At 64.4% G+C, this 25,509-nt stretch carries 27 protein-coding genes; 11 read left to right on the forward strand and 16 right to left on the reverse strand.

The window, feature by feature from the left end; translation table 11 throughout:
* Positions 1-4: 4 nt before the first annotated feature.
* The 3 genes from NSO95_RS10725 to NSO95_RS10735 form a co-directional block, all read right to left on the reverse strand.
* Positions 5-427, reverse strand: coding sequence for a 23S rRNA (pseudouridine(1915)-N(3))-methyltransferase RlmH (locus NSO95_RS10725; protein WP_257596224.1), 423 nt, complete (start codon positions 425-427; stop codon positions 5-7).
* A 32-nt stretch (positions 428-459) separates the two neighbouring features.
* Positions 460-846: a ribosome silencing factor gene (rsfS, locus tag NSO95_RS10730; protein ID WP_257596326.1), complete on the reverse strand. Its 387-nt coding sequence runs from the start codon at positions 844-846 to the stop codon at positions 460-462.
* Positions 847-951: 105 nt separating this feature from the next.
* Positions 952-1,599 (reverse strand): nicotinate-nucleotide adenylyltransferase, encoded by a 648-nt coding sequence (locus NSO95_RS10735; RefSeq protein ID WP_257596225.1) that lies wholly within the window; start codon positions 1,597-1,599, stop codon positions 952-954.
* Between the two features lie 308 nt (positions 1,600-1,907).
* Between NSO95_RS10735 and NSO95_RS10740 the strand changes: the two genes are divergently transcribed.
* The gene (locus tag NSO95_RS10740) at positions 1,908-3,029 is read left to right on the forward strand and encodes a M23 family metallopeptidase (RefSeq protein WP_257596329.1); all 1,122 of its coding nucleotides are present in this window, start codon (positions 1,908-1,910) and stop codon (positions 3,027-3,029) included.
* A gap of 4 nt (positions 3,030-3,033) precedes the next feature.
* A complete protein-coding gene (locus NSO95_RS10745; RefSeq protein WP_257596226.1) occupies positions 3,034-3,444 on the forward strand; it encodes a bactofilin family protein in 411 nt (136 codons plus the stop codon).
* Positions 3,445-3,501: 57 nt separating this feature from the next.
* Here NSO95_RS10745 and NSO95_RS10750 read toward each other — a convergent pair whose 3' ends face one another.
* The 6 genes from NSO95_RS10750 to NSO95_RS10775 all read right to left on the reverse strand — a co-directional run bounded on the left by NSO95_RS10750 (position 3,502) and on the right by NSO95_RS10775 (position 9,771).
* Positions 3,502-5,163 carry a long-chain-fatty-acid--CoA ligase gene (locus tag NSO95_RS10750; RefSeq protein WP_257596227.1) on the reverse strand — a complete coding sequence of 554 codons (1,662 nt, stop codon included), beginning with the start codon at positions 5,161-5,163 and terminating at the stop codon, positions 3,502-3,504.
* A gap of 95 nt (positions 5,164-5,258) precedes the next feature.
* Positions 5,259-5,966 (reverse strand): DUF1013 domain-containing protein, encoded by a 708-nt coding sequence (locus NSO95_RS10755; protein WP_257596228.1) that lies wholly within the window; start codon positions 5,964-5,966, stop codon positions 5,259-5,261.
* Positions 5,967-6,066: 100 nt separating this feature from the next.
* The gene (locus NSO95_RS10760) at positions 6,067-7,140 is read right to left on the reverse strand and encodes a glycosyltransferase family 4 protein (RefSeq protein WP_257596330.1); all 1,074 of its coding nucleotides are present in this window, start codon (positions 7,138-7,140) and stop codon (positions 6,067-6,069) included.
* 5 nt (positions 7,141-7,145) lie between these two features.
* Entirely contained in the window at positions 7,146-8,042 is an 897-nt protein-coding gene (locus NSO95_RS10765) for a UDP-2,3-diacylglucosamine diphosphatase (RefSeq protein ID WP_257596229.1), read from the reverse strand.
* Positions 8,043-8,150: 108 nt separating this feature from the next.
* Positions 8,151-8,768 (reverse strand): glutathione S-transferase family protein, encoded by a 618-nt coding sequence (locus NSO95_RS10770; protein ID WP_257596235.1) that lies wholly within the window; start codon positions 8,766-8,768, stop codon positions 8,151-8,153.
* Positions 8,761-9,771 carry an NAD(P)H-quinone oxidoreductase gene (locus NSO95_RS10775; protein WP_257596236.1) on the reverse strand — a complete coding sequence of 337 codons (1,011 nt, stop codon included), beginning with the start codon at positions 9,769-9,771 and terminating at the stop codon, positions 8,761-8,763. The genes NSO95_RS10770 and NSO95_RS10775 overlap by 8 nt, the downstream gene beginning before the upstream one ends.
* Before the next feature lie 114 nt (positions 9,772-9,885).
* On the opposite strand from NSO95_RS10775, the gene NSO95_RS10780 reads away from it, so the two are divergent.
* The 5 genes from NSO95_RS10780 to NSO95_RS10800 all read left to right on the forward strand — a co-directional run bounded on the left by NSO95_RS10780 (position 9,886) and on the right by NSO95_RS10800 (position 16,152).
* Positions 9,886-10,089: a DUF1192 domain-containing protein gene (locus NSO95_RS10780; RefSeq protein WP_257596237.1), complete on the forward strand. Its 204-nt coding sequence runs from the start codon at positions 9,886-9,888 to the stop codon at positions 10,087-10,089.
* 152 nt (positions 10,090-10,241) lie between these two features.
* Positions 10,242-12,611 (forward strand): ATP-dependent Clp protease ATP-binding subunit ClpA, encoded by a 2,370-nt coding sequence (gene clpA, locus NSO95_RS10785; protein WP_257596239.1) that lies wholly within the window; start codon positions 10,242-10,244, stop codon positions 12,609-12,611.
* 139 nt (positions 12,612-12,750) lie between these two features.
* Positions 12,751-13,770 carry a ligase-associated DNA damage response exonuclease gene (locus NSO95_RS10790; protein WP_257596240.1) on the forward strand — a complete coding sequence of 340 codons (1,020 nt, stop codon included), beginning with the start codon at positions 12,751-12,753 and terminating at the stop codon, positions 13,768-13,770.
* Positions 13,771-13,992: 222 nt separating this feature from the next.
* Positions 13,993-15,597, forward strand: coding sequence for a cisplatin damage response ATP-dependent DNA ligase (locus NSO95_RS10795; RefSeq protein WP_257596241.1), 1,605 nt, complete (start codon positions 13,993-13,995; stop codon positions 15,595-15,597).
* 39 nt (positions 15,598-15,636) lie between these two features.
* A complete protein-coding gene (locus NSO95_RS10800) occupies positions 15,637-16,152 on the forward strand; it encodes a DUF1993 domain-containing protein (protein ID WP_257596242.1) in 516 nt (171 codons plus the stop codon).
* On the opposite strand, the gene NSO95_RS10805 is transcribed toward NSO95_RS10800, so the two are convergent.
* The 7 genes from NSO95_RS10805 to NSO95_RS10835 are packed head-to-tail and all read right to left on the reverse strand — an operon-like array spanning position 16,149 to position 21,315.
* Positions 16,149-16,430: a DUF167 domain-containing protein gene (locus tag NSO95_RS10805; protein ID WP_257596243.1), complete on the reverse strand. Its 282-nt coding sequence runs from the start codon at positions 16,428-16,430 to the stop codon at positions 16,149-16,151. The genes NSO95_RS10800 and NSO95_RS10805 overlap by 4 nt on opposite strands.
* On the reverse strand, positions 16,411-16,983 hold the full coding sequence (locus NSO95_RS10810; RefSeq protein ID WP_257596244.1) for a gamma carbonic anhydrase family protein: 573 nt from the start codon (positions 16,981-16,983) through the stop codon (positions 16,411-16,413). The genes NSO95_RS10805 and NSO95_RS10810 overlap by 20 nt, the downstream gene beginning before the upstream one ends.
* Entirely contained in the window at positions 16,980-17,540 is a 561-nt protein-coding gene (locus NSO95_RS10815) for a GNAT family N-acetyltransferase (RefSeq protein ID WP_257596245.1), read from the reverse strand. Before NSO95_RS10815 ends, NSO95_RS10810 begins: the two co-directional genes overlap by 4 nt.
* A complete protein-coding gene (locus tag NSO95_RS10820) occupies positions 17,533-18,078 on the reverse strand; it encodes a GNAT family N-acetyltransferase (protein ID WP_257596246.1) in 546 nt (181 codons plus the stop codon). The genes NSO95_RS10815 and NSO95_RS10820 overlap by 8 nt, the downstream gene beginning before the upstream one ends.
* Positions 18,075-18,629 (reverse strand): GNAT family N-acetyltransferase, encoded by a 555-nt coding sequence (locus tag NSO95_RS10825; RefSeq protein ID WP_257596247.1) that lies wholly within the window; start codon positions 18,627-18,629, stop codon positions 18,075-18,077. Before NSO95_RS10825 ends, NSO95_RS10820 begins: the two co-directional genes overlap by 4 nt.
* A 3-nt stretch (positions 18,630-18,632) precedes the next feature.
* On the reverse strand, positions 18,633-19,628 hold the full coding sequence (gene hemB, locus NSO95_RS10830) for a porphobilinogen synthase (protein ID WP_257596248.1): 996 nt from the start codon (positions 19,626-19,628) through the stop codon (positions 18,633-18,635).
* 49 nt (positions 19,629-19,677) lie between these two features.
* Positions 19,678-21,315, reverse strand: coding sequence for a M23 family metallopeptidase (locus NSO95_RS10835; protein ID WP_257596251.1), 1,638 nt, complete (start codon positions 21,313-21,315; stop codon positions 19,678-19,680).
* 177 nt (positions 21,316-21,492) lie between these two features.
* Between NSO95_RS10835 and NSO95_RS10840 the strand changes: the two genes are divergently transcribed.
* From NSO95_RS10840 to NSO95_RS10855, 4 genes are all read left to right on the forward strand, one after another.
* Entirely contained in the window at positions 21,493-24,009 is a 2,517-nt protein-coding gene (locus tag NSO95_RS10840; protein WP_257596252.1) for a helicase-related protein, read from the forward strand.
* Complete coding sequence (locus NSO95_RS10845) at positions 24,009-24,320, forward strand: RNA-binding S4 domain-containing protein (RefSeq protein ID WP_257596253.1); 312 nt, start codon at positions 24,009-24,011, stop codon at positions 24,318-24,320. Before NSO95_RS10840 ends, NSO95_RS10845 begins: the two co-directional genes overlap by 1 nt.
* On the forward strand, positions 24,317-24,655 hold the full coding sequence (fdxA, locus tag NSO95_RS10850) for a ferredoxin FdxA (protein WP_257596254.1): 339 nt from the start codon (positions 24,317-24,319) through the stop codon (positions 24,653-24,655). The genes NSO95_RS10845 and fdxA overlap by 4 nt, the downstream gene beginning before the upstream one ends.
* A 269-nt stretch (positions 24,656-24,924) precedes the next feature.
* A complete protein-coding gene (locus NSO95_RS10855; protein WP_257596255.1) occupies positions 24,925-25,458 on the forward strand; it encodes a CarD family transcriptional regulator in 534 nt (177 codons plus the stop codon).
* Positions 25,459-25,509 lie beyond the last annotated feature (51 nt).

Genomic DNA, 25,509 nt, shown 5'->3' on the forward strand with positions numbered 1-25,509 from the left:
CGCGCTACCCTGCCCGATGATAGGGGTGCCCGGCAAGGATCGAACTCGCGCGATAGAGCTGTTCCATCAGCATCGCGCGCGCCAAGAGATGCGGCCAGGTCGCCTTTCCAAACGCGAGCAGCAAGTCCGCTGCTTCGCGGTCGCGGTCCGAATGACCATCGGCTGCGCCGATCACGAAGCGGGTTTCGCGCACTCCGTCATCGCGCCAGCTTCCAAGAACCTCGGCCAGCCGGTCGGAGGCCAAGTCCCGTCCGCGTTCGTCGAGCAGCACCGTGCGGCAAGGGGTTAGCGGTTCCGGGATGCGCCCGCCGGCTTCGGGCAATTCGGTCAGTTTGAATGGCCAGGTCAGCCGCTTCTCGTAGCGCGCGACCAGCTCGGCCTCGGGCGTCCGGGCAATCTTCCCGCGAGCGATCACGTGGAGCAGCATCGCTGCGCCTTATACCGCCATCGCGAGCAAAGTCAGGCGTTGCCGGCGGCCACCGCCGGTGCGTCGCCGAAGGACCACATCCGCTCAAGATTGTAGAAGCTGCGCACTTCCGGGCGGAACAGATGGATGACCACGTCACCGGCATCGATCAGTACCCAGTCGCCTGCGGGCAGGCCTTCCAGCCGGACCGGTCCGAAACCTGCATGCTTGACCTTCTCGGCCAGCTTCTGCGCAATCGACGCGACCTGCCTGGTCGACCGCCCCGAAGCGATGATCATGTGATCCGCGATGCTCGACTTGCCTTCGAGCGGGATGGTGACGACATCTTGTGCCTGGTCGTCCTCGAGTTGCTCGAGCACGAGCGCAAGCAACGAGCCGGGTTCGGCCACGATGACTGGTGCATCAGGGTTGCCGGTCATGCCTGCGGCATCGTTGGCGGCGAGAGGTGTAGGCGCCTGGTTCATAGGCGAGGTCATTGCTCCTGTGTTGATGGCTGGAAGGCCCGACGCGGACTGTCCGGCAAATCAAGCCGGAGTATCCTGAGCGGGAATGACGAGATGACGGGTCACCTGGTCACGCGGCGGGAGGTTCTCCAAGCGCAATGCCCAGTCCGGATCGGATCGACGGATGGCCGTCGCCGAACGCGGGTCGGGATCGAAACGCAAGGTCACCAGTGTCGGCGCGCTCCATTTGCCCCTTGTGAAGAAGCCGGCAAGAGGAACGCGAAACTTCCTCAACCAGGCCATTGCGGGGCTGGCAACGGCAGCACTCTCATAGCCGGGTCGGGCAATGACCGCAATCGGCATTGCGCGGGCGATCCCGCGCCAGTCCCGCCATCGGTGGAACTGGGCAAGATTGTCCGATCCCATCAGCCAGACGAATTCATGCTGCGGATAGCGGCGGCGGATCGCCGCCAGTGTTTCGACAGTGTAAGGCGTGCCGAATTCCGACTCGATAGCGGTGACCCTAATCGGCGCGCGGCGCGCCTGCGCCATCGCCGATCGAAAGCGCGCGGAGAGAGAGGCCATGCCCTTTGAGGGCTTGAGCGGATTGCCGGGCGAGACCATCCACCACACTTCGTCGAGGTGTAGCGCCTCGATCGCGAACAGGGTGATTCGCCGATGACCGCCGTGTGCCGGGTTGAAGCTGCCGCCAAGCAGGCCGATCCGCATCACCAGGCCGCCTTCATCTTGAATTGAAACGGGAAAATTCTCGCCGCGCTCATGCTTCGCCAGTCCTAGCACGCGGTTTCGGAAAAGACAGCCGATTGCGGAACAAAACCGAGAGCTGAACATTCAAAGTTAACCGACGAGGCGAGGTAATCGACTCGTCGCGCGAGTCCATCGACTCGCCTATTCGCATGCAAGTCCGATTCGACGCTCCCTGATTCCCGTGCTAGCCGCGCCGCTCAAATCAAGAATCCGATAATGGCGGGGTCGCTTTGCATAATTCACAGACATCGGGCGGTTGGGGGCGCCGCCTGGCGAACTGGTTTCCTGATCGCGAGTTCTTCATGCGATCGCAGGGTCAGGTCCGCTTCATCAAGATTACCTCGCGGGTACAGATTTTTGCGGCGGCGATAGCTGTGACTGCTCTGCTGGCTTGGGCCATTTCAATGGCCGTCATGGCCTGGTCGCAATATGCCGCAGGTGCCGAACGCGCATCGCTGCTCCAGCGCGAAGCGAAGGTCGCCAGCGCCGAGGAGCGCTTCGACGATTATTCGAACGACCTCGGCAAGGTAGTCGAAGATCTCAACGAGCGTCAGAAGCTGCTCGAAATGGGCACAGAAATGCTGCCCGAAGACATTCGCGACGAGGAAACCGTTTCGGATTCGTCGACCGAAGCTGCGGAAACAGCCGACAAGGTCAGCGCGCTGTTTCCTGAAGCTCGTGAACTGGCGCAGCTCGAAGCGCGTCAGCTCGCCCTGGCAGAACGTCTCACCCGTTTTGCCGACCGCCGCTCTGCACAGGCCGCCGAAGCACTGCGCAAACTGGGTCTCGATCCCGCTGCGATGGTGCGCGGTGCCGATCGGACCGCAATGGGTGGCCCGTTCGAGAAGCTCGCCTCGTCGCGCAATGGCGCGCTCGATCCGCGCTTCGAGCGGCTGGGTCTGAGCTTGTCGCGCATGGCCGCGCTCGAACGCACGCTGGACGGCATTCCACAGGTCCTGCCCGCCAGCCGGGCATCGATTTCCTCGGGCTTCGGTTATCGTCGTGACCCGTTCAACGGCCATGCCGCGATGCATTCCGGGCTCGATTTCAAGGGTCCGATCGGCGCTCCGATCTATGCCGCCGCCGACGGCCGCGTCAGTTTTGTCGGCCGCAAGTCCGGATACGGCAACGTCGTCGAGATCAGCCATGGCAATGGGCTGATGACCCGGTACGCGCATATGTCGCGGTTCAACGCCAGAGTGGGGCAGGTGGTTGAAGCCGGTCATATCATCGGAGCCATCGGCAATACCGGCCGCTCGACCGGCCCGCACCTGCATTTCGAAGTGCGGGTCAACGATCGCGCGGTCAATCCGCGCCCCTTCCTGGAGAAAGCCCCCAATGTTCTCAAAGAAGCCCGAACCGCAGGGCCGCGCAAGCAGGCCGGCGCCTAAGCCGATGGCGAGCAATGGCACCTTCTCGGTGATCGGCACCGACGTGACGATCACCGGCAATGTCGCTGCTACAACCGAACTGCATGTCGATGGCAAGATTCACGGCGACATCGAGTGTGCGTCGCTGGTTCAGGGCGAATCGAGCATGATCGAAGGCGCGGTGAAAGCCGAAAGTGCGCGGCTGGCCGGTACGGTCAAGGGATCGATCGCCGCGCGCGAGCTGGTGGTCCTGCGTACCGCACGGATCGAAGGCGATGTGCACTACGATTCGATCACCATCGAACAGGGCGCGGAAGTCGATGGTCGCTTCTCGCATCGCGTGCCCGGCCGCAGCGAAGCGATGCCGTCGCCGATGTCCGGGGCCGCCAGTGACATGGCTTCGGAGCTGGAGCCGAAGCTCACCCTGGCGAGCTGACAGCCTTCGAGGTTGGGAGAAAAAGGGGCGTCGCGCGAGCGGCGCCTTTTTCGTTGCTCAAGCGAACACTTCGGCGCGCAGCGCCTTCCGATCGAGCTTGCCGACCAGCGTCTTGGGCAGCTCGTCGCGAATGACCACACTTGAAACCCGCTCGTGCTTGCCAAGTCTCGGGTTGACCCAAGCCAGTAGTGCGTCGGCATCTGCCGGCTCGTCGAGGGTCACATAGGCCCGGGGCACTTCTCCGCGATAGTCGTCGGGTACGCCGATCACCAGGGCTTCCTTGATCGCCGGATGTTCCACCAGCACGGCCTCCACCTGGCTCGGGAAGACCTTGAAGCCGCCCACGGCAATCATGTCCTTGATCCGATCGACGATGGTGAGAAAGCCGTCCGCGTCCAGCCGCGCGACATCGCCCGTACGCAGCCAGCGTTTGCCGCCGTGCTCGACAAACACCTCCGCGGTCGCTTCGGGCATGTTCCAGTAACCGCGCATGATCTGCGGGCCATGGATTGCCAGCTCGCCCGGTTCGCCTTCTGCCGCGAGCTTCGCCGGATCTTCCTTGTCCAGCAACAGGATTTCGGTCCCCGCGACGACCTGCCCGATCGAGCCGGCTCGGCGCTCGCCTTGGTAGGGATTGGCCGACACCACGCCCGAGCTTTCGGTCAGGCCATAGCCCTCGACCAGACGCACCCCGGTCAATTGCTCGAACTTCTCCCGCAAGGGGGCCGAGAGCGGCGCACCCCCCGAAATGCAGACCTTGAGCGAAGACAGGTCGGTCGAAGCCAGCGCCGGGCTATCGACGATCGCCTGGAACATGGTCGGAACCCCGGGGAATCCGGTCGGGCGGGTCCGTTCGAGCGTCTTCAACACCGCAGCCGTCTCGAAGCGCGGAACCATCGCGATGGCCGCTCCGGTGGCCACCGCGTGATTGAGGACGCAGGTATTGGCGAACACGTGGAACAGCGGCAGCGCCCCCATGATCACGTCATCTTCGGGGCTGGCAAAGGAATTGATCGCCGCCACCTGCTGTGCATTAGTCGAAAGGTTGGCGTGGGTGAGCATCGCACCCTTGGGCCGGCCGGTGGTGCCGCCGGTGTATTGCAGCAGCGCGACCTCTTCAGGGTCGAGAACGGGGAAGGCCGCAGAGGCGCTGTCCGCCAGCCAGCTTTCCCAGTCGCCGACATCGCTCCGCGCCGGGATCACAGCGATGTCACGCCGACGGAGCAACCGGAGCGCTATGCCCTTCAGGGCTGGAAGTTGCCGCGACAGCCGCACCACCGACAGGTGCTCGAGCGTCGAGGCATCGAGCACCTTGAGTGCTGTCGGCAGCAGCGCGGGCGCATCGAGCGTCACCAGCAACCGTGTGCCCGAATCCTCCACCTGATGCGCCAGTTCATCGACCGTATAGAGCGGCGAGAAATTGACCACCGTCGCCCCTGCCAGCATGGCACCATAATAGGCCGCCACATAGGCCGGGACATTGGGCAGGAAGAGCCCGACCCGATCACCTCGCTCGATTCCCCGTGTCAACAGCCCGCTGGCAAAACGTCGCGCCTCGTCGAAAAGTGCGGCGTAGGAAAAGCTTCGCCCCATAAACAGGACGAGCGGCTTCGCGCCGCGTCGTGCGGCCGTGCGCGCGAACAACTCCGGCAGCGGAATGGCATCAAACCGCGTCGACCATGGAGTGGGGTGATGATAGGGCAAGCTACTGACATCCATGTAAACATGGATGGTCCGGCCAGCAATCGTGCGCAAGGAAAAAGGCACGGGCGGCCGCGAGTCGCGCGCCCATGCCTGACTGTCTAAACGACGACTCAGGCCTCGGCTTCGCCCGCTTCGTCTGCCCGCTTGGCTTCGAGCCAAGCGGCGGCTTCGGCTTCCTGCGCGGCATCGGAAGCGGCCTTTTCGTTTGCGTCGCGTTCGGCGCGCAGTTCCTCGATCAGGCGATCCTTGTCGCTAGCGCGATCCGCCCCGACGGCCTCGCCTTCGGTCACACCGGCCTTCTTGGCCGCCTTGGCGACGACCGCATCAAGCTCACGCTGCGAGCACAGGCCGAGCGTCACCGGATCCTTGGCGACGATATTCTGGATGTTCCAGTGGCTGCGCTCGCGGATCGCGGTGATCGTGTTGCGCGTAGTGCCGATCAGCTTGGAAATCTGTGCGTCCGACACTTCGGGGTGGTTGCGCAGGATCCACGCGATGCCGTCGGGCTTGTCCTGCCGCTTCGACACCGGGGTGTAGCGCGGGCCCTTGGTACGGGTCACCTCGACCGGCGCCTTCTGCATCTGCAGGCTGTAGCCCGGATCGGCCTGGCCCTTGTCGATTTCTGCCTGGGTCAGTTCGCCCGAGTGGAGCGGATCGCGCCCGGTGTACTTGCTGCTCGCAAGATCGTCCGCCATCGCCTGCACTTCGAGGATATGCAGCCCGCAGAATTCGGCAATCTGTTCAAAGCTCAGCGCAGTGTTGTCGACCAGCCAGGTGGCGGTCGCATGCGGCATCAAAGGTTTGGGCTGGTCGGCCATGATGGCGTTTCCTGTCGTTTGTCCAAAATAGAAGGGCCGCCCCTTTCGGAGCGGCCGTGCGCCGAGCGATCTAGGCCAACACGCCGCGATGGGCAAGTGTTTAGACCGCCAGCTCCGGCACAGTGGCTTCGGTAACCAGTCCGGCCAGAAACTGGTCGGTGGCCGCCTCCCAACTGAACTGCGCACCATAGGCGGCACAATCCGCGCGCTCGCAATAGAGCGCGGCGCAAATCGCGCGGTCGAGGTTTTCGCACAGAGCGCCGGTGGCTTCGGTCACGATGTCCTTCGGACCGGTGACAGGAAACGCGGCGACCGGGGTTCCGCAGGCGAGCGCTTCGATGACGACCAGCCCGAAAGTGTCGGTCCGGCTCGGAAACACGAACACGTCCGCACCGGCATAGCACCCCGCCAGTTCGCGCCCGGTGCGTTTGCCAAGAAAATGGGCGTCGGGAAATTTCGTCTTCAGCGCCGCCAGCGCCGGGCCGTCGCCAACCACCACCTTGCTGCCGGGATACTCGCCGGACAAGAAGGCCTCGATGTTCTTTTCAACCGCGACGCGTCCGACATAGAGCTGGATCGGACGCGGCAGGTCGGCGAATTCGGGCGGTGGTTCGGCATCCGGGGTAAAGCAATCGAGATCGACCCCCCGGCTCCAGTGGTGAAGACTGGTGATGCGGTGCGCACGAAGTTCCTCGCGAATGCTCTCGGTAGCCACCATCACCCGTTCGGCAGGCTGGTGGAACCAGCGGACGTAGCGCCAGAACAGCGCAGGCGGAAGCTTGGTGCGCTTGGCGAGATAGTCCGGAAACTGGGTGTGATAGGCGGTGCTGAACGGGAGCCCGCGTGACAAGCAGTGCCGCCGCGCCGCCAGCCCGAGCGGGCCTTCGGTCGCGATGTGGATCGCATCGGGCGCAAGCTCGGTCAGCATGCGCGAGACCGTGCGCGGCATGGTCATCGCCAGCCGGATTTCGGGATATGTCGGGCAGGGAACCGAGCGAAACTGGTCGGGCGAAACGACATCGACCCGGTGGCCCCAGCTACGGAGGATTTCGCAGGTCGTGGTTAGAGTACGTACGACCCCGTTTATCTGCGGGAGCCATGCATCGGTTACGATGGCTATCCGTAACGGATCGCGCCGAAATTCGAAGTCCGGTTCGATCGGGAATCCTGCCATCCGGTTCATGCAGCTGCCAGTTCGTCGGACGCCGCCTCGTCCTCGATCTCCGGCAACGGCTCCCGCCTTGCTACCTCGTCGGGCCAATGGAGCAGTTCCATCCGGCCGTCGAAGTGCTCGACCAGGGCATTGCAGCCTTCGACCCAATCGCCGTCGTTGTAATATTCGATGCCGTCGAAGTTACGCATGTCAGCGGTGTGGATGTGGCCGCAGACAACCCCGTCGACCCCGCGTTCTGCGGCCGCTCGCGCGACAACTTCCTCGTACTTCGAAATGAACTCGACGGCGTTCTTGACCTTGTGCTTGGCCGCCTTGGAGATCGACCAATAGGGAAGACCCAGCGACTTGCGCGCCCGCGCCACCCAGTTGTTGAGCTTCATCATCAGGTGGTACAGCGCGTCCCCGACAAAGGCGAGCCAGCGATGGGCGAGCATGATGGTATCGAATTCGTCTCCGTGCAGCACCATCAGCCTGCGGCCGTCCGCCGTAGTGTGAAAGGCCGCGCGCTCGATTTCGACCCCACCGAAATTCATGCCTGCGAAGGGTCGGATCATTTCATCGTGATTGCCCGGAATATAGACGATCCGCGTCCCGCGCTTTGCTCGCTTCAGGATACGCCATACGATGTCATTGTGCTCGGGCGGCCAGTAGAACTTCTTTTTCAGCCGCCACCCGTCGATGATGTCGCCGACGAGGTACATCGTCTCGCTGTCGGTATGATCGAGGAAGTCGATCAGCAATTCGGCATTGCACCCCTTGGTGCCGAGGTGCACGTCGCTGATCCAGATCGTGCGGTAGCGCCGCCTTTCTTCGAGCACGCGTTCGGGGATTTTCGGTTTGGGTCCGGGGAAACTGGTGACGTTCCCGAGCGCGGGAAGTACTGGAAAGGGTGCATCTGCCATCGCGACTGTCCTTGCGAAGCCCTCGCTTCGCCGTCGGCAGATGACAGCAATCTATGACGCGCTCGTCACATTTCGGTGACGGTTCGGCGTAAACGGGTCAGTTTCGCGTCAATCCATCGCCACATAGCCGGGAAGCGCCGCCATCCGGTCGAGCCAGGCACAGACCTGCGGATAGTCGCGCAGCCGGAAACCGCCCGCCTCGCACACATGGGTGTAGGCATAGAGCGCGATGTCGGCGAGCGATGCTTCGTCCCCCACGAACCAGCCGCGCGCAGCGAGGTGGTCGTCCATCACGCGCAAGGCTTCCTCGCCCGCGATCCGTTTGGCCATCAGCTGACTGCGCCGTTCCTCACCGAGATTGGCCTCGCCCACGAAATGGAGCCAGAAGCGCAGAGTGGCGATGTTCGGTTCATGATTGTATTGCTCGAAGAACATCCAGCGAAGCACGTCGGCACGGGCGAAGCGGTCGTGCGGTATCAGGGCGCTGCCTTCGGCGAGATACCAGCACGCAGCGTTGCTTTCGGGAAGGAAGCGCTGGCCGATCTGGAGCACCGGAATGCGCCCATTCGGGTTGATGTTCGCGAGAAAATCGGGGGTGCGGGTTTCGCCCGCCATGATATCGTATTGCTTCGTTTGCAGCGGAAGGCCGAGCAGCGCGGCGGTCAGCTTGATCTTGTAGCAGTTGCCGCTGCGCGGGTCTTCGTGAAGGACGAGGGACTCAGCCACCGGAAACCTCCAGCACGATCTTGCCGATGTGGTCACCCTGTTCCATCCGCTCATGCGCCGCGGCGGCATCGGCGAGTGGGTAAATCCGGTCCATCACCGGCTTGAGCTCGCGATCGAGGAACAGCGGCCAGGCGTTGGCTTCGATTTCGGCGCAGAGCATCGCCTTGAATGCATCGCTGCGCGGGCGGAGCGTCGATCCGGTCAGCGTTAGCCGCCGGCTCATGATTGCGGCCATGTTGAGTTCGGCCGACATGCCGCCGAGCACCGCGATCGTGACATGGCGGCCATCTTCCGCGAGGCATTTGAGATTGCGCGGGACATAATCGCCCGAGACCATGTCGAGCACGACTTCGACACCCTTGCCGCCAGTGATCTCCTTCACCGCCTCGACGAAATCGGTCTCGCGGTAGTTGATCGCGTGAGCGGCACCGAAAGTCCTCGCTGCGGCGCATTTTTCCTCGCTGCCGCAGGTCACGATCACCTCGAGCCCGAAAGCCTTACCGAGCATGGTCGCCATGGTGCCGATGCCACTGGTGCCGCCGTGGACCAGCAGCCGTTCGCCCTCACGGGCCAAGCCGCGCTCGAACACATTGTGCCACACGGTGAACAGGGTTTCGGGGATCGCGGCCGCTTCGGCCAGCGGGATTGCGTCGCCGACCGGCAGGCAATGCGCCACAGGAGCGCGGCAATATTGCGCGTAGCCGCCGCCCGGGGTGAGCGCACAGACGATGCGGTTGAGCCATTCGGGCTCCACCCCTTCGCCCACCGCAACGATCTTGCCCGAAACCTCCAGCCCGAGCAGCGGCGAGGCCCCCGGTGGCGGCGGGTATAGTCCGCTGCGCTGGATCACATCGGGCCGATTGACCCCGGCATAGGCGACCTCGATCAGCACCTCGCCGGCGCGCGGCAGTTCGACCCCGATCTCCACACGCTGCAGGACTTCCGGCCCACCGGGAGCGGTGAAATGGATCGCTTGCATCATCGCTGGAATATCGTGCGCCATTAGCCCTCCCTGAGCGCAGGCTTGTTGCCCCCGTGCGACAGACTGCGCACGAATGCGTGGGATAGACATGCCGTGCATTGACAGCAAGGCGCTCGGCTTGCGAAATTGCCTGCAATGGATCTCGACGACCTCCCGCGCCCAAGGGGCGATGCTGCAGGCAAGCTGGCGAGTGAGGACCTGTCGCCCTATTCGCAGGAGGAGCTTCACGAACGGATCGCACTGCTCGAAGCCGAGATCGACCGGGTCAGGGCGCACCGCGACAAGGTTTCAGCGCATATGGCGGCGGCCGATGCATTGTTCGGCAAGCCTTCAACGTGATGCGCGGGGGTCGAAATCATCGTACCCCGTCCTATATTGACAGCATTCGGTGCGGCGCCCCGCAAATTGCGGCGCGTTTGGACTGCGTTAACCATGTTTCCCTCTATTCCCCGTTCAGGGAATATCCGTCTCCTCCGGCGAAAGACCGTTGAATGCCCAGCTTTGCCCAGAACCTCGAAAAGACGCTCCACAACGCGCTCTCCAATGCCTCGGAGCGGCGCCACGAGTATGCGACGCTGGAGCATCTCCTGCTCGCTCTCGTCGAAGACGAGGATGCGGCCCAGGTGATGAATGCCTGCGGGGTGGACCTGAACGAACTGACCGAGGTGGTGAAGCAGTATCTCGACCAGGAATACCAGTCGCTCAAGAGCGAGGACGGGTCCGATCCTCAACCGACCGCCGGTTTCCAGCGGGTGGTCCAGCGCGCGATCCTGCATGTGCAGTCGAGCGGCAAGGACACGGTGACCGGGGCCAACGTTCTGGTCGCGCTGTTTTCGGAGCGGGACAGCTATGCGGTCTATTTCCTCCAGCAGCAGGACATGAGCCGGCTCGATGCCGTCAGCTTCATCAGTCACGGGATCGGCAAGGGCGGAAAACAGCTCGAGTCGAAGCCGCCGCAGGGAGCGGAAGAAGCCAAGGCGAGCGACGAAAAGGCGGAAAACAAGAAGGAAACCGCGCTCGACCAGTTCACCGTCAACCTCAACGCCAAGGCGGAGGCTGGAAAGGTCGACCCGCTGATCGGCCGCGGGCCGGAGGTCGACCGGACGATCCAGATCCTGTGCCGCCGCAGCAAGAACAACCCGCTCTATGTCGGCGATCCCGGCGTCGGCAAGACCGCGATCGCCGAAGGGCTCGCGCGCAAGATCGTCGAGGGCGAAGTGCCCGAGGTGCTCAAGGATGCGGTGATCTATTCGCTCGACATGGGCGCGCTGCTGGCCGGCACCCGCTATCGCGGCGATTTCGAGGAACGGCTCAAGCAGGTCGTGAACGAACTTGAGGGCATGCCCGATGCGGTGCTGTTCATCGACGAAATCCACACGGTGATTGGCGCAGGTGCGACCAGCGGCGGGGCCATGGATGCCTCCAACCTGCTCAAACCTGCGCTCTCGAACGGCTCGATCCGCTGCGTCGGCTCGACCACCTACAAGGAGTTTCGCAACCACTTCGAGAAGGATCGCGCGCTGCTGCGCCGGTTCCAGAAGATCGATGTCAATGAACCAACGATCGACGACACGATCAAGATTCTGCGCGGGCTCAAGAGCGCGTTCGAAAAGCACCACAAGGTGACCTACACCGCCGATGCGCTCAAGACCGCAGTCGAGCTGTCGGCGCGCTATATCAACGACCGCAAGCTGCCCGACAAGGCCATCGACGTGATCGACGAAGTCGGCGCGATGCAGATGCTGGTCCCCCCGAGCCGCCGCAAGAAGAAGATCACCACCAAGGAAATCGAGGCGGTGATCGCGACCATGGCGCGAATTCCTCCCAAATCGGTTTCGAGCGACGACAAGAAGGCGCTCGAAAACCTCGAGCGCGACCTCAAGCATGTCGTGTTCGGGCAGGACGCGGCGGTCCACAGGCTCGCCACGGCGATGAAGCTCAGCCGCGCGGGTCTGCGCGATCCGGACAAGCCGATAGGCAGCTTTCTGTTCTCAGGCCCGACCGGCGTCGGCAAGACCGAGGTCGCGCGCCAGCTCGCCAGCATCATGGGCATCGAGCTCAAGCGGTTCGACATGTCCGAATATATGGAGCGCCACAGCGTTTCCCGCCTGATCGGCGCGCCTCCCGGCTATGTCGGGTACGACCAGGGCGGCCTGCTGACCGACGCGGTCGACCAGAATCCGCATTGCGTGCTGCTGCTCGACGAAATCGAGAAGGCGCACCCCGACCTGTTCAACATCCTGCTGCAGGTGATGGATAACGGCCGCCTGACCGACCACCACGGCAAGACGGTCGATTTCCGCAATGTGGTGCTGATCATGACCACCAATGCCGGCGCATCCGACATGGCGCGTCAGGGGATCGGCTTCGGCGACGTGTCCAAGGAAGATGCGCAGGACGAGGCGGTGAAGAAGATGTTCACCCCCGAATTCCGCAACCGCCTCGATGCGATCGTGCCGTTCACTTACCTCGGCCGCGAGACCGTGGCGCGGGTGGTCGACAAGTTCATCCTCCAGCTCGAGCTCCAGCTCGCCGAGCAGAACGTCCACATTCAGTTCGACAGCGACGCGCGCAGCTGGCTGGCCGAGAAGGGCTACGACAAGCTCTACGGTGCACGGCCGATGGCCCGCCTGATCCAGGAGAAGATCAAGCAGCCGCTGGCCGAGGAACTGCTGTTCGGCAAGCTGGCCGACGGCGGCGAGGTGCATGTCGGGATCAAGGACGGAGCGCCCAGTTTCGAACTGACCCCGGCCCCGCCCAAGGCGAGTGCAAAGAAGAAGCCGCGCACGAAATCTGCGGCGAAGAAGCCGGCAAGCAAGACCCCCGATGCCGACGCCAACGAAGGCAAGGGCGAAAGCTGAAGGCCTCGACGTCGCAATCCCACCCCGCTGCGACTAGGCAGCAAGCTGCCAAGTCTCGCTGCCCCTCCCTGAAGGGAGGGGTTGGGGTGGGTGTTCGGCGGTCGTGGAACTCTGTGCCCTCACAGCCCGTTCCTCGCGCATGACCGCGCCCTTTTCCTGGATCAAGCCGGAGCCGCACGGAATTTATATCCCCCCGGCGGATTGCTGGGTCGACCCCTCGCGCCCGGTTGACCGTGCGCTGGTGACGCACGGCCACGCCGATCATGCGCGCGGGGGTCACGGCGAGACGGTTGCTACGCCGGAAACGCTCGCGATCATGGAATTGCGCTATCGCACCGGGACCGAGAACGACGCGGGTGAGATTCCGCACAAGGCCGTCCCGGTCCAATATGGCGAGACGATCCGGCTGCCTGGCGGCGTCGATGCGACCTATGTCCCTGCCGGCCATGTCCTCGGCAGCGCGCAAATCCTGCTCGAGCATGCGGGCGAGAGGGTCGTCATCACCGGCGACTACAAGCGACGTCATGACCCGACCTGCCCGCCGTTCGAAGTCACTCCGTGCGACATCTTCGTGACCGAGGCGACCTTCGGCCTGCCACTGTTCACCCATCCGCCGATCGAGGACGAGATGGCGAAACTGCTTGATCGGCTCGCCGCGCACCCCGATCGATGCGTTCTGGTTGGCGCCTATGCGCTGGGTAAGGCGCAGCGGGTGATCGCCGAGCTGCGCCGCGCGGGGCATAAGGCACCGATCTACCTCCACGGCGCGATGGAGCGGATGTGCCGGCTCTATGAGGAATTTGGCGTCGACCTGGGCGAATTGCGGCTGGTGTCGGACCATTCGAAGGACGACATTCGCGGCCACATCGTGATCTGCCCGCCGAGTGCGCTCAACGACCGCTGGAGCCGCCGCCTGCCCGATCCGATTACCGCCATGGCAAGCGGCTGGATGCGCGTGCGCCAGCGCAATGTCGAGCTGCCGCTGGTGATTTCCGACCACGCCGACTGGGGCGAACTGACGCGAACGATCAGGGAGGTGGACGCAGCGGAGAACTGGATCACCCACGGTCGCGAGGACGCGCTGCTGCGCTGGTGCCAGCTCCACCAGCGCCGCGCGCGCGCACTCGCGCTGGTGGGGTACGAGGACGAAGATGATTAGGATCTCGCGCGGAGACGCGGAGACGCGGAGGGGCCGCAACAGCGGCGAAGCCGCAATTCACCATATGTGCTCTCACAGAGACACAAGGGCACAGGGAGGAAGGCACGATCCCTCGGTGTCCCCGTGTCCCTGTGTACGTCTGCATTTCAGCGCGCCTGCGGCGCGACATTTTCCTCTCCGCGCCTCCGCGCCTCCGCGTGATCCAAAATTGGTACGCGGCTGATGGAAGAATTCGCCGCCCTCGTCGACGCGCTGGTCTACACTCGCAGCCGCAACGAGAAGCTGCGGCTGATTGCGGAATACCTACGCGCGACCCCTGACCCCGATCGCGGCTGGGCACTCGCGGCGCTGAGCGACGGGCTCGATTTCCCGGCGATCAAGAGCTCGACTATCCGCACCATGCTGATGGAACGGGTCGACCCGGTATTGTGGACGCTGAGCCGCGATTTCGTCGGCGATACGGCGGAAACCGCGAGCCTGCTGTGGCCGGCCCCCGACCATCTACCCTCGCCGCCGACGGTGAGCGAGGCGGTGGCGCTGCTTGGCGGCATGAATCGCAAGTTCGTGCAAGCCGAACTGCCGCAGCTGCTCGACCGGCTCGATGCCTCGGGCCGCTACGCGCTGCTCAAGCTCGCCACCGGGGCCATGCGCATCGGCGTGTCCAGCCGCCTCGCCAAGATGGCATTCGCGCAGGCCTTCGACGTTTCGGTCGAGGAGGTCGAGGAGTATTGGCACGGGCTCGATGCCCCTTATTCCGAGCTGTTCGCATGGGCTGCGCTGGGTGAAGCGCCGCCCGATACCGAGAACCTGCCGACCTTCCGCCCCTTCATGCTCGCCCACCCGCTCGAAGAGACGGTGGTCGATCTCGCCGACTATGCCGCCGAATGGAAGTGGGACGGGATCCGCGTGCAGATGGTGCGCGCCGGGCCCAAAGATAATGAATCGACGCGGATTCATTCGCGCAGCGGTGACGATATTTCCGCGACCTTCCCCGAACTGCTCGACGTCATGCCCTTCCCCGCCGTGCTCGACGGCGAGCTGCTGGTGCGCGGCGCGCACCAGGGCGGGGAAGCGGGCGGGGCGGCGAGCTTCAACGCGCTGCAGCAGCGACTGGGGCGCAAGACGGTGAGCAATAAGATGCTGGCCGACTTTCCTGCCTTCGTACGGCTATACGATGCGCTGATCCTCGAAGGGGAAGACCTGCGCGAGCGACCCTGGACCGAACGCCGTGCGCGGCTCGAGGCGCTGATGCCGCGCCTGCCTGACACGCATTTCGATCTCAGCCAGGTGGTCGAGGCTCACGACTTTGCGCACCTTGCCGCCATTCGCGACACTGCACGCGACGAGGCGATCGAAGGGCTGATGCTCAAGCGCCGCGACAGCCCCTACATCGCCGGACGCCGGGTCGGCTACTGGTACAAGTGGAAGCGCGATCCTCTGCTGGTCGACTGCGTGCTGATGTACGCCCAGCGCGGCAGCGGCAGGCGGTCGAGCTTCTATTCCGACTACACTTTCGGCTGCTGGGACGGCGATCCGGATGCAGGGGCCGAACTGCTGCCGGTGGGCAAGGCCTATTCGGGCTTCACCGACGAGGAACTGAAAAAACTCGACCGCCACGTGCGCCAGAACACCGTCAACCGTTTCGGCCCGGTGCGCGAGACCGACAAGAGCCTGGTGTTCGAGGTCGCCTTCGACAGCGTGCACGAGTCCAAGCGCCACAAATCGGGCCTCGCCATGCGCTTCCCCCGCATCCACCGCATCCGCTGGGACAAGCCGCCGCACGAAGCCGACCGGATCGACGCATTGAAGGCATTGATCAGGGATTGAGCCGCGCCTACCTCCCACGCATCAATTCGGGAGAGAACAATGTCCTACGCCACCGCAGCGCTCGCCACCTACCAGAACATGCTTGGAACGCTTGACCACCTTGTCGGCAAGGCGAGCGAGCATGAAAAGGGCGTCGCCCTGCTGGAGAGCCGCCTGGCCGAGGACATGTATCCCCTCCACACGCAGATCCGCTTCACTATCGGCCAGGTCATTGTCGCGCTCGACCGGCTTGGTGCGTTGGGCCTCGAGTCCGATGACAGCGACATCGTCGATTTCACCGATGCCCGCGCCAGGATCGCCAGAACGAAGGCCCTTGTCGCCAACACCGACGTCGCCAGCTGGCCTGCTTCCGATGCCACGGTCGAGTTTGACCTGCCCAACGGCAAGGCGTTCGAAATGCAGGCACATGAGTACATCCGCGACTGGGCGATGCCCCAGTTCTACTTCCACCTGATGGCCGCCTACGCGATCCTTCGGAAAGAAGGCCTGACCATTGGCAAGGCAGACTACGTGCCCTTCATGATGAAGTATCTGAAGTCTCCGGCTAACGCCTAGAGCAGAATGCGCAGCAGCTTTTCGCGCGAAGTTGCGCCGCGCAACAGTTCGACTTTCGACGGCGCGAGTTCGAGTGCCAGAGCGACGAGTCGGATGACGGCCTCGTTCGCCGCGCCGTCCTGAGGCTTTGCCCGGACCTTGATCGAAATCTTGCTGCCCTCGAGTGTTATCGCCTCGACCCGTCCGCCCGGGGTGACGCGGATAGCCAGCCGACCTTCGGGATCGATCAGCGCGCGCAGCTCGCCCGGATCGGGCAGGTCAGCTTTCGAGCGCTTCATGGACGGCGGCGGCGTGGGCTTTCGCGTTCTCGGCATAATGCGCGACGCCCATTCGCATGCCGATGATGGCCGCGTCGTCGAGTTCGCGCATCAGCCGCGCCGGTCGGCCGCCCCACAGCTCGCGAGGGCCCATCACCTTGCCCTCGGTCAACATCGCGCCGGCGGCCAGCATCGCGTCGGAGCCGACCACCGCCTTGTTCATCGCGATCGCGCCGAGCCCGACAAAGCCGCGGTTCTCGATCCGGCAGCCGTGGACCATCGCCATGTGCCCGATCAGCACATCGTCGCCGATGATCAGCGGCGAACCCTCCGGGTCGCCCGGACGCTCAGGGTCGCAATGGAGCACGCTGCCGTCCTGCACGTTGGACCGCTCGCCGATCACGATCCGGCTGACATCGGCGCGCAGCACGCAGTTGTACCAGATCGACGATCCCGCCCCGACGGTCACGTCGCCAATGATCGTGCAGCCGGGCGCGATGAATGCGGTATCGTGGATCTGTGGGGTCTTGCCGTGGATCGGGACGATGTTCACACCGGGGCGGTGGATAGTCATGGGCGGCTCCTGTGCCAGGTCTCGGCGTCGATGCTGTAGAGGATCGTCGTGCGATCCTCCGGCGGATAGGCCGGATCGTCGAAATCGAGATCCACGCGCCGCCGCATGCCGAGCTTTTCCATCAGTTTCCAGCTCGGCACGTTGGTCTGGCTGGTCAACGCAACGATAAACGGTGCATCGACCCGGCCGAAGCCCCAGTCGAGCGCCGCGCGCACCGCTTCCTCGGCATAGCCCCTGCGCCAGCGGTCCTCGCGCACCAGCCAGCCGACTTCGTGATCCCCCGGGTTGCGAGCAAGCGGGTTGTCCACCCGCTTGAGGCCGCAGTGGCCGACCATCTCGCCACTCGCCTTCTCGATCATGAACAGGAAGCTGAAGCCTTCCTGCGCATAGAGCGCCATCGACTTCGCGTGCTTGGCTTCGATCTCGTGCAGTTCCTTCACCCCACCGAGACGCGCCATCACTGCCGGGGTGTTGAGCAGACGGTCCTGCTCCACAGCGTCGTCCGGCTCGATCGTGCGCAGTACCAGCCGCTCGGTCTCGGCGACAATGTCAGCCATGGTGAACCTCGTAGACGACGTGGCGCTTGAGCGGGCTGCCCGCGGCCACGCTGGGATGGTCGAAATCCATGTCGGGCCGATAGCGCATGCCCAGCTTTTCCATCAACGCGCGGCTGCGCTCGTTGATTTCGGCGGTGATGGCGACGACCGGCTCGGAAGGAAAGTTCTGCTGTGCCCACGCGAGCGAAGCCCGCGCCGCCTCCAGCGCATAGCCCTGCCGCCAGCAATCGCTCGCCAGTCGCCAGCCGATTTCGAGCGCGCCGACGATCGGTTCCTCATGCCCTCGATCCAGCCCGCAGAACCCGATCACGCGGCGATCCTCGCGCCGCTCGACAGCCCAGTAGGTAAAGCCGCCATTGCGCCGCGAGCGTTGCTGCAGGTCGGCAATCAGGCCGGTGGTGTAGCCCATCTCCCGCACCGGGCCGAGCGTCGCCATAACTTTCGGGTCGCAGTGGAGTCGATGAAAGTCCTCCGCATCCTGTTCGCGCCAGTCGCGCAGGATGAGGCGCTCGGTCTCCAAGTGAAATGCATCGGTCATGGCGCGCCCCATTCGTCCTTGCCGGTGGAATAGACGATCATCGTCGGATCCTCGGCATCGAAGTCCGCGCTGGCGAAGTCGAGATCTTCGCGCCGCCGCATGCCGAGGCGTTTCATCAGGCCCCAGCTCGATATATTGCGTCTTACGGTGAAGGCGACCACCTCGTCCGCACCGAACAGTTCGAAGGCGGCATCGAGCGCCGCGGTCGCAGCCTCTTTCGCGAAGCCCTGGCCCCAACAATCCTCGCGAAATCGCCAGCCGACCTCCATCAGCCCCATCGGTCCGCCGGGCTGGTTGGAGCGCTTGAGGCCGCAGAAGCCGAGAATCGCGCCGTCGTCCCGGCGCTCGACCGCCCAGAAGCAGAACCTGTTAGCGGCTTGGCACGCCTCCACCCGCGCGCGCTGCTTCGCCTCGCCGTCTTCGTCGAGCACGCCGCCGAGCCAGCGCATCACCGCCGAGGTGTTGGTGACGCGGAAAAACTCTGGCCAGTCTTCCTCCGACCAATCGCGCAGCACAAGACGCGCAGTCTCGAGGCGAAACCCGTCGGCCATGGATCACGCGCCCAGAAGCCGCGCGGCAACCGGTGCATGGTAGGTCAACACGCCGCTCACTCCCGCGCGCTTGAAACCGAGCAGCTTTTCCATCAGCAGCGCATCGCGGTCCGCCACGCCTGCCGCCGCACCCGCTTCGATCAGAGCATATTCTCCGCTGACCTGGTAGGCGAAGACCGGCACGCCGAACTGCTGCTTGGCACGCCAGATGATGTCGAGATAGGCGAGGCCGGGCTTGACCATCACGCTGTCAGCCCCTTCGGCAATGTCCAGCGCGATCTCGCGCATGGCTTCGTCGCCGTTTGCCGTATCCATCTGGTAGCTATTCTTGTCCCCCTTGAGCAGGCCCCCGCTGCCGACCGCATCGCGGAACGGGCCGTAGAAGGCCGAAGCATATTTGGCCGAGTACGCCATGATCTGGACATTGGGATGCCCGTTCATTTCGAGCGCCATGCGGATCGCGCGCACGCGGCCGTCCATCATGTCCGACGGGGCAATGATGTCTGCCCCGGCATCGGCCTGGTTGACTGCCTGGTCGACCAACACCGCGACCGTATCGTCGTTGACGACGTAGCCGCTCGCATCGACTAGCCCGTCCTGCCCGTGGGTGGTGTAGGGATCGAGCGCGACATCGGTCAGGATACCGATATCGCCGCCGCAGGCATCGCGCACCGCCTTGATCGCGCGGCACATCAGATTGTCCGGATTGAGCGCCTCCTTGCCGTCATCCGAGCGCAGCTCGGGCTGGGTGTTGGGGAACAGCGCGATGCAGGGAATGCCCAGCGCCGCCGCTTCCTTTGCACGCGCGGCGATCCCGTCGACCGACCAGCGCGAGACCCCGGGCAGGCTGGCGATGGGCTCTTCCACGCCCGAGCCGCCGGTCACGAACAGCGGCCAGATCAGATCGGCCGGAGTCATCACCGTTTCGCGGTGCATCGCGCGGCTCCATGCGCTGGCGCGGGTGCGGCGGAGGCGGGTGTTGGGATAGCTGGCGGTCATGCGGCAGGTGTGTGCCGGAAATGGGGCCGAGGTTCAATCGCCCTTCGGATCAGCCAGCCTTGCGCGGCCGATCGAGCTTGTCGATTTCGCGCGTCGGCTCTTCCGAGGCAGTCTCGGTCGAGGACTTCTGGAGTTCCGCCAGCGCAGCGCCGGGTTCGACCGTCCGGAGTCTGGTCAGCGAGTCGCGGAATCGGCGCAGTTCCTCGCCGCTCAGCTGGGCTCGGGTGACGAACTGCACGCTTGCAGGATCGACCGCGCGGCCATTGCGATACATCTCGTAGTGCAGATGGGCGCCGGTCGAGAGCCCGGTCGAACCGACATAGCCGATTACCTGGCCGCGGCTTACCCGCTGCCCGCTGCGCACCGCCATCCGGCTCATGTGGCAATAGCGCGTCTGCAACCCGCCGCCATGATCGATCCGGACCGCATTGCCGCATCCGCCCATCCGGCCGGCAGCATTCACCGTACCATCGGTCACGGCGACAATTGCGGTGCCGTGTGAGGCCCTGAAATCGAGTCCCGCGTGCATCCTGCGATAACCGAGAATCGGGTGCCGCCGCATGCCGAAGCGCGAGCTGACCGCCCCGGGTACGGGGCGCATCAGGCCGCTCTTCTGCTCGCCTACTCCGGAAGCTTCGTAAAACTGGCCATCCTTCCCCCAGCGCATCAGCTGGGTGACCGGCTTTCCGCCGCGCTCGATCCCGGCAAACAGCAATTGGCCGGCCTGGCGCTCGCCGGTGGCGGCGCGGCGATGCGACACGATGATGTCGAAAGTGTCGGTCGGGCGGAGTCCGCGGTCCATGTCGATCTGGTCGCCGAGCGTCTTGAGATATTGCTGGACCGCGCTTGCCGGGGCACCTGCCGCCCGTGCCGAACGATAGAGGCTGCTCCCGACTGTGCCGCGGATGCGCAGCGGGGTATCATCGACCCGGATCGGGATACGGCGGAGCGCGAGGTTGCCATCGACCCGTTCGATCGCGAGCTGCAAGTCGAACCGTGCACGGAAAGCCAGCTTGTCGAGCGGTCGCGCCTCGCCCGGCGCGGGGCGGCGGCCCAGTGTGATGTCCACCTGCGTGCCGGGATCGATATCCCCCAGCGCGACGCTGCGGCCGACGAGTTCGGCGACCCGTGCGGCATCGGCCGCGCCGACGCCCGCGCGCTGGAGCATCCGGTCGAAACCGTCGCCGCGCGCAAGTGTTGCGAGCAACTGGATTTGCGGACGTTCGGGTGCGCGCTTCAACTCTGCCACCCTCGGTGTCGCGCCCATGTGTCGGCCGCTGTCTGCCCCGAGCGCGAGCGGGAGGATCATCTGGCTGCGAAATTCATCCTGCGAAGTGCCGTCGATTTCCATCGCGGGGGCGGCTTCGACCGGCGAGAAATCGGGCCAGAGCGCCAGCGCAAAGGCAGAGAGGCCGAGGAAGGTGCCGAGGCCGCGAAACCATCGGCGGCTGCCGATCGCTTCGGCAAGATCGGGCGCCAGATCGACCTGAGCCAGTGTCTGCGAGGCGGCAAACCGCCATTCGTCGAATTTTTCCCTGAATCCATCCGCGCGCTGGAGGGTGCGCGAGCGGGCCTCTTCGACGATCTGCGTATGCGCGAGCGCAACGCTGCGCCACGGCGCATCATCGCCCCGCCCGGCATCCCCGGCTTCGTCGATTTCGCGCGACTGGTACAACGCGCCCTCCATTAAAGGCCGCGTAAACCTGCGACCCGACCCGTTCGGCCCCTGTGCGCGAAACTTGTGAGGATTTAAAGTTAACACCCGCTAAAGACGCGGTGAGACGACTCCGATTGGCGGCAGAGTGTTGAAGGGCCACCGCTGCCGGTTGCCGCCAGACCGGTACGCTGGCAGGGAGGCGCAGAAATGTCTCTAGCCAGCCGAACCCCGGTCAAGGCGGTGCTCGGCCCCACCAACACCGGCAAGACCCACCTTGCGATCGAGCGCATGTGCGGCCATTCGAGCGGCGCGATCGGCTTCCCGCTGCGTCTGCTGGCGCGCGAAGTCTACGACCGGGTGGTCGCGATCAAGGGCGAGAAGCAGGTCGCGCTGATCACCGGGGAGGAGCGGATCGAGCCACCCGATGCGCGCTATTTCCTGTGTACCGCCGAAGCCATGCCGAGGGAAGGCGGCGGGCCCAATGGCCCGCTGGCCTTCGTCGCGCTCGACGAAGCGCAACTCGGGGCCAATCGGGAACGGGGGCATATCTTCACCGACCGGCTGCTCAACACCCGCGGGCGGGAGGAAACCATGCTGCTGGGCGCGGCGACGCTGGAGCCGGTCATCCGCTCGCTGCTGCCGCATGCCGAAATCATCGGTCGGCCGCGATTCTCGACGCTGCGACATATCGGACCGCGCAAGCTCTCGCGTCTGCCGCCGCGCAGCGCGATCGTCGCCTTCAGCGCGGAGCAAGTCTATGCGGTGGCCGAAATGCTGCGGCGGTTCCGCGGCGGCTGCGCGGTGGTGATGGGCGCGCTGAGTCCGGAAACGCGCAACAAGCAGGTCGCCATGTTCCAGGCAGGCGAGGTCGACTACATCGTCGCGACCGATGCGATCGGCATGGGCCTCAACCTTGACGTCAACCACGTCGCCTTCGCCTCGCTGGTGAAGTTCGACGGCGTGCGCGAGCGGCGACTTACCCCGGCTGAGATGGCGCAGATCGCGGGGCGCGCCGGGCGGCACCAGCGCGACGGGACCTTCGGCACGCTGTCGGGCGCAGGAAAGCACGATGCCGCGCCCGCGGAATTCACCGAAGAAGAAATCTACGCGATCGAGGAGCATCGCTTCCAGCCGATCACGCAGCTTTACTGGCGCGAACCCGAACCCCGGTTCGACAGCATCGCTGGTCTTATCGCCGACCTCGAAACCCCGCCGCTGGAGCCGCAACTGCGGCTTGCCCCCGAGGCGGTCGATCTGGCGGTCCTCAAGCTGCTGGCCGACCAGCCGCTGGCCGACGACATCAGGGGCCCGGGCCAGATCAGGCGTTTCTGGGAGGCTTGTTCGCTGCCGGACTTCCGCCAGAGCGGCGCCGAACAGCACACACGCTTCGTCGCACGGCTGTGGCAGGATCTGCGGCAGGGCTATATCGGCGCGGACTTCGCCGCGGCGCGGATCGCCGAACTCGACAACACGCGCGGCGATATCCATGCCCTGCAGGCGCGGATCGCGGCGGTGCGTAGCTGGGCCTATATCTGCCAACGCCCCGACTGGGTGCTCGCGCGCGACGAGATGGCCGCACGCGCAAGAGGGGTGGAGGCAAAGCTGTCCGATGCGCTACACGCCCGCCTCACCGAACGCTTCGTCAACAGAAGGACTGCTCTCCTGATGAAATCGCTGGGCCAGGATGCCGCGATGTTGCCCGTCACACTCTCGGACGACGGCATTCTGTCGGTCGAGGATGAGCCGATCGGCACAGTCGACGGATTTCGCTTCACGGTTGATCACACCGCAAACCACGCCGACCGCAAGATGCTGCTCGCTGCTGCGGAAAAAGCGCTCCCGCGCATCCTTGCCGAACGTGCCGGGGCGCTGGTCGACGGCGGCCTCGACGGGATCGAGCTTTCCGGCGGAGCGATCTGCTGGAACGGGCAGGTATTGGCAAAGCTGGATGTCGCGGGCTCCTCTATCGAACCTAGACTGGAACCCGTGCGGGAGCTTTCGGCCCTGCCCGAATCGGCTCGATCAAAACTGCTCGGCGCTTTGGGTGAGTGGCTGACCAAGACGCTCTCGCCCCTGGGACCGCTGGCCATGATGGAGTCCGCAACCAGCGACCCCGAAGCCGGGTCGCGCGCGCGGGCGCTGCTGCTCAACCTCATTGCCGGGCACGGATACGTCAGCCGAGAGAGGGCCGGAATTGAACACTTGCCCAAGGAAATGCGTCCCTTTCTGCGCCGCCTTGGTGTCACGTTCGGCGCGCTCGACATCTTTGCGCCATCCTTGCTCAAGCCCGCGCCGCGCCGCTTGTTGCATGATCTGGGCGTTGATCGCCGTCCGTTGGAAGCAGCGATGCGCGCCGTCATCGATGGTGGCGGGAAGCTTCCGTCCGGCTATCGTCCGGCGGGAAGTCAAGCAGTGCGGATCGATGTTGCCGAGAAGATCCTGCGAGCGGCCCACGACGCGCGATCCTCTTCAAAACAACGCCGCTTCGTCGTCGATCCTTCTCTGGCGATCTCGACCGGACTAACCGCCGACAGCTTCCACCGCCTGCTCGGGGCAGCGGGATTCCGCTATTTCCCGGCACGCAAGCTGAAGGAGGGGCAATTAGGCCCGGTCGAGCCCGAGCGCTTCGAATGGCGCCCGTCGCGGCGCAAGGTGGAACGTCAGCAGGCCGTTCGCCCGCCCGAGGGAAGCGCATTCGCCGGACTAGCGGAGCTGATGCGCTGATGCGGATCGACCTGTTGCTCCACCGCTGTCGCTTCACCAAGACGCGCAGCGCAGCGCAGGCATTGATCGCCGAGGGTCACCTGCGCTGCAACGGGCAACGCATCCTGCGCGCGAGCGCCCCGGTTGCGAGCGGCGACATACTCACCATCCCTGTCGGCAATTCGGTCCGCGTCATCGAGCTTCTGGCCCTGCCCGATCGGCGCGGACCGGCGAGCGAGGCGGCGACTTGCTATCGGGTGCTTGACCGGCAAGGGGAATCGGCATTAGCAGCGGAGATTACGGCACCAGATAAGGGGATTTCGCCACCATGACCTACGTCGTCACCGACGCTTGCATCAAATGCAAATACACCGACTGCGTCGAGGTCTGCCCGGTCGATTGCTTTTACGAAGGCGAAACGATGCTGGTCATCAACCCTTCCGAATGCATCGATTGCGGCGTGTGCGAACCCGAATGCCCTGCCGAAGCGATCCTGCCCGATACCGAAGACGGTCTCGAGCAGTGGCTCGAGCTCAATACCAAGTACTCCGCCGAATGGCCAAACATCACGAGCCAGAAGGCGCCGCCCGAGGACGCCGACGAGCACAAGGGCGAAGACGACAAGTTCGACAAGTATTTCAGCCCCGAGCCTGGCGAAGGCGACTGAATTTCCAGTACTTTTTCCTGATCTGATTGAGATGTACGCTCCCGGAATGGCACAACCTTCGCGGGACTCGCAATTTTGTTGCGAATGTGTTATATAATACGGCAACCGCAACACCGTTGCCGCGAGGCGCGGCCCCTTGCGGATGAGACAGGAAAGGTCCGGACCACTCGCGACAGCACAATCGGATTGAGACCGCACCCGAATACGGGGCGGCCGCAGGACCGGTTGGCTGTCGCTAGCGCTGTCCCGACACTTAGAAAGGACTGTGTATGGCAGCCAAGGCTCCCGCCTTCGACGTGGGCGATTATGTCGTTTATCCCAAGCATGGGGTCGGCCGCGTCATCGAACTGCAGAATGAAGAAATCGCCGGCATGCAGCTCGAGCTGTATGTTCTTCGCTTCGAGAAGGAGCGGATGACGCTTCGCGTTCCGACCAACAAGGTCGAATCGATCGGCATGCGCAAGCTGTCGAGCGACAAGACGCTCAAAGAAGCGATGGAAACCCTGAAGGGCAAGCCCAAGGTCAAGCGCACCATGTGGAGCCGGCGCGCGCAGGAATACGAGGCCAAGATCAACTCGGGCGACCTGGTGTCGATCGCCGAAGTGACCCGCGACCTGTTCCGCCCCGAGGACCAGCCCGAACAGAGCTATTCGGTACGCCAGATCTTCGAAGCGGCATCGAGCCGTCTCGCGCGCGAACTCGCGGCGATGGAGAAGACCGACGAGCCCGCAGCGCTGGGCAAGATTCTCGACGTGTTGCGCGAGCATGCGCCGCAGTATTACGAGAACACCGAAGAAGCCTGATCGACCAACAGTCCTCCGGCATCGACAGGGGCCGCCCGCAAGGGTGGCCCC

It is taken from the genome of Parerythrobacter lacustris, assembly GCF_024626475.1.
Lineage (GTDB): Bacteria > Pseudomonadota > Alphaproteobacteria > Sphingomonadales > Sphingomonadaceae > Parerythrobacter_A > Parerythrobacter_A lacustris.